Genomic DNA, 8,607 nt, shown 5'->3' on the forward strand with positions numbered 1-8,607 from the left:
CAGATAACAGCATGGGCTCTGTTATTTTTGTTTTGCATCCTGTCTTGAAAGAGGAGAGGGGGGTCGGTGGCGCATCCGTACGTCGTAGTGACTGCGCCCAATTAGAGGAAGCTGTTAGTTTGGCTCGTGGCGTAAATAACGATAAAAATACGCATAGAGTGGTTGACACTCTATCTCATATCCGCCCGGCAACGTTTTTCGGCAGGGGCAAGATGGAGGCCCTTGGGGCTACCTTCAAGGAGCATTCCGTTGAGGTGGTTATAGTAAACCACGCCCTGACGCCGGTTCAGCAGCGCAATCTGGAGCGGGCATGGCAGGTGAAAGTTCTGGACAGAACCGGCCTGATTCTGGAGATTTTTGCCGCGCGCGCCCGCACAAGAGAAGGGCGGCTTCAGGTCGATCTTGCCCGTCTGACATACCAAAAAAGCCGCCTTGTGCGTACCTGGACCCATCTTGAGCGCCAGCGTGGCGCTTTGGGGTTTGTCGGGGGGCCCGGTGAAACCCAGATTGAGGCCGACCGGCGGCTTATTCAGAAGCGTATCACCCAATTACGCCGCCGCTTAGAGACCGTAAGGCGCACCCGGGCGCTTCACCGTAAACCGCGTCAAAAAGCCCCGTGGCCTACCATTGTGCTGGTAGGGTACACCAATGCGGGTAAATCTACCTTGTTTAATCACATAACCGGCGCGTCGGTTATGGCGGATGATCGATTATTCGCCACCCTTGACCCGACCATACGCAATATTGACCTGCCTTCGGGCCGCCGGGTCGTTTTATCCGATACGGTGGGGTTTATCTCCAATCTTCCCACCCATCTTGTGGCGGCTTTCCGGGCTACTCTCGAGGAAATCGTAGAATCCGACATTATCCTCCATGTTCAGGATAGTTCCCATCCGGATATGCGTGCTCAGGCGGCCGATGTCGTTGAGGTTTTGGGCTCGTTTGGTATCAATGAGCCATGCTCCGGTTCGGGTCAGGACGAGATGCGAAAAAGCCCGAAAATTGTGCAGGTTCTCAACAAAATTGACCGCCTCCCTCATGATTCAAGGGAAACCGGCAGCAATAAGGGCATCCCCATATCGGCCATGACGGGAGAGGGGGTTGACGCTCTTCTCAACCATCTGGATACGCTTTTGGGTGCTCAGGAGACTATCATTTCTCTTGATCTTGGCCCGGCGGATGAGGCCTGCCGTGCCTGGCTCTACCGTCATAGCCGTATTGTGAGCCAGCATAACGAGGCCGGACGGATTTTCCTTGAGGTAGCCTTCAGTTCCGTAGCGCTGGGGCGCTTTCAAAAGCGATTTCCGCAGATTTCCCTTTCTCAGGCAGACTTCTCAGGTCTGGAAGCCTCAAGGGTGGCGCAACCATAAATAGAAGGCTCCTGAGCCACCATGTCTGGGATGGGCAGGGCGGGAGCCTATAATGTGTTCCGATAAGGCCGTATCGTTCTCCAGCCATTCCATAAACAGGCTCCGTAGTATGCCTCTGGGGTCTTCTCCCCAGGTATGAGGGCCTTTGCCGGTAATCACCAGAACACACCGCAGTTTTCTGACCCGTGAGCGTGTAATAAAGTTCATAAGTTCCTTATAGGCCTGCCGGCGTCTAAAACCGTGTAAATCCAGACGCGCTTCACAGTTAATCTGCCCCCGGCGAATACGCCGTTCCGTCTGGCCGTCAAGTCCATCCTTCATCAGATTTGCCCTCATTAAACCTGATTTTTGAGCTGATTTACCGATGGCCGTTTTCGGAGACAACTCCTGACGAGGTCTTCCGGAAGACTTCAACGGCTTTTCACGCATAGGAGAGGACAGGGGAGAGACACCTGCCGTGACACTCTGCCATAAATCCTGCTCCTGACTTGTTAGAGAGCGGGTATCTTTCCGGTTTTTGTCGTATCGATTATGGGGCATTCCATTCGTCCGCTATGTTCCATTATGCGCATAATATATATTATGGTAAATAATAAATATATGTTTAACAACAGATATTAATATTTATATAAGTCTAAAACACATTAACTATATAAAATTTCTTGTTTAAGCGGTTGCTTTCCTTATCCCCGTTCTTATAAACTGTGGACAAGACTGGGGAAATCTATGTACCGGGATTTGTATTAATCCCGAATGAGGACTCTTTTGTCATTTTTTCACGTTTAATAAGCTTAATTGATGGCATTTGACGCTTTTTTAGCCCTTTCATTTTTGGGGTAATATGCACCTCAATTCACAGCGTGGCCAGCAGGACAACTTCCAGAGTGGTAAAATAATGGCCTGCCCTTAAATTCTTTTATGTTCAGATGGATAGCGTCGATGATTCACCTTGACCTTTGGCTTATATACTTTAGTGCCCAAAACCGGAATGCCCCTTTTTAACTCTTGCGTTTTCTGCCTTCGGCAGCCATAGAGATCCCCTAATTTGCTAACCGGCTTGACTAATATTCTCTCTATTTCCTGCCTATACTCTCAATGTTAGCAGCCGTAAGCATCTGCCTGGATGGATGTAGTGAATTCTGTTGAGTAATGATCATTGATTACAAATGCGTTTCCGCCACGGACAGCAACCTGATTTCTTATCTTGTTCAATGCGGATTTTCGGTCATCATTAACTGACCAAGTATAGCTCTCGGACGCTTCGACAATCCCAAGATGTTTGCACTGCCCTATGTCTCTCCCTCTCATGCTTGTAATCTCAGCTACTTGTGTACCCCCAGTGGTCAACGGTGTTACGCAGGAAGCTAAAAAAGATAAACAAATCATCAGCGATAATTTTTTTAACATATAAATCTACACACAAATTAAGAGTTTCAACTCACTATCGACGGTATTTTGACCCTTTTTAAGCCTTTTATCCTGAGCCATCTTACGCCGGGAGGCGTTTGATAGAGAGTTTATTAACACAGGCCGTCAGTCAACCTTAGGTATAGCCATACCTTTCACCGTGGCCGGTCTGCCGCCAACGGATTTCAGCCACCGCTTCAGTGCGGTTGCATCCCCGATGGCGTCCCCTGCAGCTTCGCTGACCGGCTCATGTGCGAGAGATACCCAGCCATACAGTGCGATATCGGCAATCGAATAATCATCGTCGGCAATATACCGGGTTTTTTCCAGTTGCCGCGTCATGACACCCAGCAGACGGGCGCTTTCCTGCATGTACCGGTCAATGGCAAGCGGTACCTGCTCCGGCGCACTGCGCGTAAACCAGGCCAATTGACCGATCATGGGGCCTATATGGGCCATCTGGAACATCAACCACTGCATGACCCGGTAGCGGGCCGCAGTCTCTGTGGGAAGAAATTTGCCGGTCTTTTCAGCGAGATAAATCAGGATGGCGCCAGAATCGAATATGGACAGATCACCGTCAACAATCGCCGGAATTTTACCGTTAGGCGAAATCGCCAGAAACTCAGGTTTGCTCTGTTCTTTTTCACTTATGTTTACCGGGTGTACGGTGTAATCCAGCCCGGTTTCCTCCAGCATCATGGAGACCTTGTATCCGTTGGGTGTGGTCCAGGTGTACAGATCGATCATGGCGTGTTCCTTTGTTATGGATGTGTAAAGAATATTTATTCTGTCACTTTCTAACTTATAACGATACGGATGGCGATGGCTATGAACAGACCATCGGCAGAAACGTGACCAGCCTGACGTTACAGGCCCGCCCCTGCCCCGGATACAAACAAAGGATACTCGCATGACAAAGACACAACGATCTGCCTTGAAAATCATCTCTGTCCTTTGGGTCATCTGGGGGCTCGTTCACATGTTGGCCGGGGTGTTGACGATCGGACAAGCCGCCCCTCATTCGATCGCCGGCGTCGCCGATGCCGTTGACCCCGACGTTTTCCACGCAACATACAATGCCGCGACAGACGCATTGATAAATCAGCACGGGTTCAATCTGCTCTGGATCGGTTTGACAACGACGGTATCAGCATTTTTTATCTGGCGTGGTGAAGTCTTAGCCTTGTTCATCGCGGGTTTTGTCGGCGGTCTTGCAGATGTGGGCTATTTCATCTTCATGGACCTCGGTGGCTTTGTTCAATTCATGCCCGGCACGGTTATGACACTCATCTCGGCCTCGGCAATCCTGCTCAGCTGCTGGGTCTGGCGGTCAATCTACAATTCTTCTGTCGTACCAAGCTGAGAAAATTAAGGTAATTATATACTTTAGTGGATGGAATTTACAAATATCTTCAGTATTCCGCCGGTTTTCGACTGTAGATGATTTTGAAATAATCACTTCGTTTTAATGGCGGAAAATTGCGCTAAAATGACAGTTCTTGGCTACTAAAGTATATAATTACCAAAAGGATTAATGTGGACATGAGGGTAATAGTCGTCAGCATACTCAGTAGTTTGTTTTTACTGGCATTCATACCAATAACACTTAATGCGCAAGAGCAAGATGAAAATGTGCTTTATGCTGACTCGTTCTGGAAAACGGCCACAGTGTCGGATGTTGAATCTGCACTTAAGGGAGATGCCAATATAGAAGCCCGTGATGAATATGACAGTACGCCCCTGCATATTGCTGCACGGGTCAGCGCTAATCCGGCTGCAATAGAATCATTGCTGGATCATGGTGCTGATATAGAGGCTCGTGATAAGGATGGAAAAACACCTTTGCGCATGGCTGCGGGGCGGAGCGATACTCTTGAGGTGGTTGAACTGTTACTGGATCATGGTGCTGATATAGAGGCCCGTGATAAATATGGAAAAACACCTTTGCACATAGCTGCGGAATGGAGCGATACTCCTGAGGTGGTTGAACTGTTACTGGAACGGGAGGCCGATATAGAGGCCCGTAATAAGGATGGAAAAACACCTTTGCACATGGCTGCGGGGTGGAGCGATACTCCCGAGGTGGTTGAACTGTTACTGGAACGGGATGCTGATATAGAGGCCCGTGATAAGGATGGATGGACGCCTCTGCATCATGCGGCCCTCATCGGTAAAATACCGATCTTGAATCTACTCCTTGAACGGGGGGCCAATATGGAGGCTAGTGCCGCAGACGGCGATCGACCCCTGCACCATGCGGTGTTCGCCGCGTCAGCAGCAAAGATGAAACTGCTACTGGATCAGGGAGCCAACATAGAGGTCCGTGATAAGGATGGAGAAACACCCCTTCATTTATCTGTAATTCGTGCGGGTCGCGGGCAGTGGTGGCAGGAACTTATTGAGATATTATTGAAGCGCGGAGCCAAGAGTAGAGTGACAGATAAAAACGGAAAAACACCCTTTGATTACGCGCAGGACAACGAAAACCTAAAGAACACCAAAGCCTACTGGCTACTCAACGAGGCCCAGTACAGGTAACCGGTTCAGGTACGTCTATCACCATGCCATCGTAAGCCGGAATGACATTATCAGGCAGTTCGGCACACAGGGTCCGGTAATCCATATCAACATGAAGGTTGGTCAGGACACCAAGACGCGGCTTGAAGCGCTCCAGCCATTCAAGGGTCGTATCCAGATGAGCGTGGGACGGATGCGGATCGCGCCGCAAGGCATCGACAATCCAGCAATCCAGCCCCTCAAGAGCCGGAATGCTCTCCCCGGGAATATCCGAAATATCGCTGGAATAGGCAATATTGCCCACCCGAAACCCCAGAGACATGATGGAGCCATGTTCCTGAAGAAAGGGTGATGCCGTAACCCCTCCTCCCGGCCCGTCAACGGTAACGGGCGTCAGGGCCGTCAGGGGGAAAACCTGCAAAACCGGCGGATACGGACTGCCCGGGGGCGTTTCAAAGCAATAATCAAAGCGTTGTGTCAGGATTTCGGCGGTCGGGGTATCCATATAGACATCTACCCGGCGGCGGCCATTGATGGCGACCACGCGCAAATCATCAATGCCGTGAGCCTGATCAGCATGGGCATGGGTATAAAACACACCATCCAGCCAGCCGACACCGGCATCAATCAACTGTTCGCGCATATCCGGCGCGGTATCAACCAGAACGCGGGTTACATTTTCTTCTCTTTGTCCATTGTTTTGCTCATTTGGCCCGTTTTCCGGAGGCCGGTGGTCCTTGAACCCCTCAATCAACAGAGAGCAGCGCCGCCGCCGGTTGCGAGGCTCTGCGGGGTCGCACTTTCCCCAATGACCTCCGATACGCGGCACACCGCCTGAGGAACCGCTGCCCAAAATAGTAATACGTACCTGCCCTGCCCCGTTCTCCGCCGTCATGCTGCGGCCTTTGCCATAAGATGCCTGTCAGCCCTGGTAAACAAGCGAAAAAAATTATCGGTGGTCCGGCGGGCTAATTCATTCCTCTCACAACCCAACAAAGACGATACAAACCGCGCCGTTTCAGAGACGAACGCCGGTTCGTTGCGTTTTCCCCGGTGGGGTATCGGGGCCAGATAGGGAGCATCGGTTTCAAGCAAAAGCCTGTCCAGAGGAACACTTTGGGCCACGGTGCGCACTTCTTCAGCATTTTTGAAGGTGACAATGCCCGATAGTGAAATATAAAGCCCGCACTCCAGAGCGGTCCGGGCCAGATCCGCACCGGAACTGAAACAATGAAGCAAGCCGGTAAAAGGCTTAACCGCCATTTCTTCACGGATCACGGTGCTCATATCATCATCGGCGCTACGGCTGTGAATGATTACCGGCAGCCCCAGTTCACGGGAGGCTTCAATATGGGCACGAAAAGCGGCCTGCTGAGCCTCGCGGGGGCTGTTTTCATAGTAATAATCAAGCCCTGTCTCACCAAAGCCAATAACTTTCGGATGCCGGGCATGCTCAATGAGTGTTTCCGGAGAAACATCTCCCCCCTCTTCCGCCGCTTCATGGGGATGCACCCCCACGGTGCAATAGACATTCTCAAAACGTTCAGCAACGGCCAGCACACCGGGGAACCGGTCAAGACGCGTGCCGATGGTCAGCATCATACCGACACGGGCCTGCACGGCGCGTTCTACAACAGCATTAATATCATCCTGAAAGTCATTGAAATCCAGATGACAATGACTATCGACCAGACTATCAACTAAATCTGCCATGATACAGGCCCCTTCCGGTAGGTTCCCCGAACAACGGATTCAATATCTGAAAAGGCGCTGAGCAAAACCTGTCCGCGGTCCATATTCAACGCATCGGCCCGCGCTACCGACTGGACTGTTTTTTCCCATATCTCCATCCAGCAATCAAGGTCTGCCGCCCCACACAGGCGCGCCGTCAAAGTGTTTTCTTCAGGGAAGGCCGGCGTAGACTCTCCGGTCGCCCGCTGACGGACAAGACGCGCCAGCCAGTCCCCCAAAAGTGTTGTCAGCAAGAGCCATGAAGACTGTGCCTGATGGGCTCTCTCCCTGCTCCCTCCCCGCCTTACCCGCTCGGCCAGGCCGTGAACCTGTTCCATATCCAACCCGGGCAGAGTCTCCAGCAAAGCGATTAATTCCCTATAAAGGCTGATATTTTCTTTCTCCGCCAACATCAAGGCCCGCCCCGGGCTGCCATCGGCAAGGCTCAGGATGAGATCTTGGTCCTGTGGCCGTATATCCGGCCCGTGAGCGGCGAGAATAGCCGCAACATCATGGTTTTGCAGGGGAGCTAAAGATAACCGGCGGCACCGGGAGCGAAGTGTCGCTATCAACCGGTCCGGCTGATGAGCAATAATGAGAAACAAACTCCGTTGAGGAGGCTCTTCAAGAGTTTTTAGTAAAGCATTGGCAGCGTTAGGATTCATGTCGTCAGCGGCATCCACAATACATATCCGCCAGCCGTTGGCCGCCGTGCTGTAGGTAAACAGTTGAAGCGCCCGGCGTACATCATCCACCGTGATGACCGTTTTGAGTTTTTTGGCAGTATCATCCCACTGCCGCCGCAAGACGAACAGGTCAGGATGAGAGAGTGCGGCAATCTGACGCACAACGGGGTCATTCTCCGGCACCGCCATATCCCTTGCCATATCCTCCGGCGCACCACCTGCTTTTCCGTCAGGCCAGCGCAAAATATACCGGGCTGCGCGATAGGCCAGCGTTGCCTTGCCAATCCCCCGGTTGCCCGCCAGCAACCACGCATGATGCATAGAACGGCTTTCAAAAGCGTCTGAAATGACCTGCAGGGCCTTATCATGCCCCAGCAACGTCATGGTCTCGCGGGGGTGGGGAAACTCCCCTACCCTGTCACTTTCCGGATTTATATCAACCGCCTTAACCATGAGTACCCGCAGACGGTAACGGAGGCGGGTCAAGATGCACCTCGACGACGGACCAGATTTCCCGGGCGACCTCATCAGGAGAGCCCGCCCCGTTAACGGTTATGACACGCTCAGGATTATCCTGCGCTATCTCCTGAAAAGCGCATCGCAGGCTCTCATGGAAAGCGGCTTCTTTGCTGTCATAGACGACAAAAGGATTTTTATCTGTCTTACGGTCGTCCACCCGCGCCATGGATTGTTCAACGGAAACATCCAGAAAAAGCGTCAGGTCGGGAACCAGATCACCGGCGATTTGAGCATTCAGCGCCTTGATGGCGGCCTTATCTCCCCCCCGTGCATATCCCTGATAGGCCAGAGTGGAATCCATAAAACGGTCACAGATTACCCATCCCCCTTCTTCAATAAACGGCCTTATAAGCTGATCAAGATGCTCTGCACGG

At 51.7% G+C, this 8,607-nt stretch carries 9 protein-coding genes; 3 read left to right on the top strand and 6 right to left on the bottom strand.

The features are described 5' to 3' along the window. Positions 1–11: 11 nt before the first annotated feature. Positions 12–1,370 carry a GTPase HflX gene (hflX, locus tag V6Z81_01295; GenBank protein ID MEG9861132.1) on the top strand — a complete coding sequence of 453 codons (1,359 nt, stop codon included), beginning with the start codon at positions 12–14 and terminating at the stop codon, positions 1,368–1,370. On the opposite strand, the gene V6Z81_01300 is transcribed toward hflX, so the two are convergent. Both V6Z81_01300 and V6Z81_01305 read right to left on the bottom strand, forming a co-directional pair. Next, a complete protein-coding gene (locus V6Z81_01300; protein MEG9861133.1) occupies positions 1,350–1,910 on the bottom strand; it encodes a Smr/MutS family protein in 561 nt (186 codons plus the stop codon). The genes hflX and V6Z81_01300 overlap by 21 nt on opposite strands. A gap of 993 nt (positions 1,911–2,903) precedes the next feature. Further along, positions 2,904–3,527 (bottom strand): glutathione S-transferase N-terminal domain-containing protein, encoded by a 624-nt coding sequence (locus V6Z81_01305; protein MEG9861134.1) that lies wholly within the window; start codon positions 3,525–3,527, stop codon positions 2,904–2,906. Positions 3,528–3,690: 163 nt separating this feature from the next. Between V6Z81_01305 and V6Z81_01310 the strand changes: the two genes are divergently transcribed. After that, positions 3,691–4,143, top strand: coding sequence for a hypothetical protein (locus V6Z81_01310; protein MEG9861135.1), 453 nt, complete (start codon positions 3,691–3,693; stop codon positions 4,141–4,143). Between the two features lie 179 nt (positions 4,144–4,322). Then, a complete protein-coding gene (locus V6Z81_01315) occupies positions 4,323–5,318 on the top strand; it encodes an ankyrin repeat domain-containing protein (protein ID MEG9861136.1) in 996 nt (331 codons plus the stop codon). Here the strand turns inward: V6Z81_01315 and V6Z81_01320 are convergent. The 4 genes from V6Z81_01320 to tmk form a co-directional block, all read right to left on the bottom strand. After that, complete coding sequence (locus V6Z81_01320) at positions 5,296–6,192, bottom strand: MBL fold metallo-hydrolase (GenBank protein MEG9861137.1); 897 nt, start codon at positions 6,190–6,192, stop codon at positions 5,296–5,298. The genes V6Z81_01315 and V6Z81_01320 overlap by 23 nt on opposite strands. Next, positions 6,189–7,010 carry a TatD family hydrolase gene (locus tag V6Z81_01325; protein MEG9861138.1) on the bottom strand — a complete coding sequence of 274 codons (822 nt, stop codon included), beginning with the start codon at positions 7,008–7,010 and terminating at the stop codon, positions 6,189–6,191. Before V6Z81_01325 ends, V6Z81_01320 begins: the two co-directional genes overlap by 4 nt. After that, positions 6,998–8,167, bottom strand: coding sequence for a DNA polymerase III subunit delta' (locus V6Z81_01330; GenBank protein ID MEG9861139.1), 1,170 nt, complete (start codon positions 8,165–8,167; stop codon positions 6,998–7,000). The genes V6Z81_01325 and V6Z81_01330 overlap by 13 nt, the downstream gene beginning before the upstream one ends. Then, the coding region (gene tmk / locus V6Z81_01335) for a dTMP kinase (protein ID MEG9861140.1) at positions 8,160–8,607 on the bottom strand (448 nt) is incomplete at its 5' end. The genes tmk and V6Z81_01330, both read right to left, overlap by 8 nt.

This window comes from Parvularculales bacterium (genome assembly GCA_036881865.1).
Classification (GTDB): domain Bacteria; phylum Pseudomonadota; class Alphaproteobacteria; order JAPOUT01; family JBAJNM01; genus JBAJNM01.

What these genes read in the sequence shown, in the direction of transcription:
- V6Z81_01310 (MEG9861135.1), top strand. Translation starts at nt 3,691, where the DNA reads ATGACAAAGACACAACGATCTGCCTTGAAAATCATCTCTGTCCTTTGG.
- V6Z81_01315 (MEG9861136.1), top strand. Translation starts at nt 4,323, where the DNA reads ATGAGGGTAATAGTCGTCAGCATACTCAGTAGTTTGTTTTTACTGGCA.
- V6Z81_01325 (MEG9861138.1), bottom strand. Translation starts at nt 7,010, where the DNA reads ATGGCAGATTTAGTTGATAGTCTGGTCGATAGTCATTGTCATCTGGAT.
- hflX (MEG9861132.1), top strand. Translation starts at nt 12, where the DNA reads ATGGGCTCTGTTATTTTTGTTTTGCATCCTGTCTTGAAAGAGGAGAGG.
- V6Z81_01330 (MEG9861139.1), bottom strand. Translation starts at nt 8,167, where the DNA reads ATGGTTAAGGCGGTTGATATAAATCCGGAAAGTGACAGGGTAGGGGAG.
- V6Z81_01305 (MEG9861134.1), bottom strand. Translation starts at nt 3,527, where the DNA reads ATGATCGATCTGTACACCTGGACCACACCCAACGGATACAAGGTCTCC.
- V6Z81_01300 (MEG9861133.1), bottom strand. Translation starts at nt 1,910, where the DNA reads ATGCCCCATAATCGATACGACAAAAACCGGAAAGATACCCGCTCTCTA.
- V6Z81_01320 (MEG9861137.1), bottom strand. Translation starts at nt 6,192, where the DNA reads ATGACGGCGGAGAACGGGGCAGGGCAGGTACGTATTACTATTTTGGGC.